A 280-nucleotide genomic window follows, 5' to 3' on the forward strand; every position below is an offset into this window, starting at 1 on the left:
GTGTTTAGCTTCGTAGCAGACGATCCTGCTGTCTCTGAGGAGCCCTGGGTTAGAATCGCTGCCGAGCATACTCAAGCCGTTGTGCACGCGGTTCAGGTTCATCCGAGTGAAATGGTCCGGGAGATCGACGACCTTATCCAAGCTCAGGGCGAACCTTTCGGAAGTACATCCATATACGCACAGTACAGGGTTTTTCGTGCAGTGAAGGAAACAGGTTTTAAGGTCGTGTTGGATGGCCAGGGAGCCGATGAGATTTTGGCTGGTTACGATGGATATATAT

Annotated in this window: 1 protein-coding gene; it reads left to right on the plus strand. The window is 51.1% G+C overall.

Annotated features, from left to right (window positions below; genetic code table 11):
- Window positions 1-280: asparagine synthase-related protein (locus tag ACK4S7_RS13180; RefSeq protein WP_409647719.1), on the plus strand; the 280-nt coding region annotated here is incomplete at both ends.

Origin of the sequence: Sphingorhabdus sp., from assembly GCF_046292425.1 — a bacterium.
In the GTDB taxonomy this organism is placed as follows: domain Bacteria; phylum Pseudomonadota; class Alphaproteobacteria; order Sphingomonadales; family Sphingomonadaceae; genus Sphingorhabdus_B.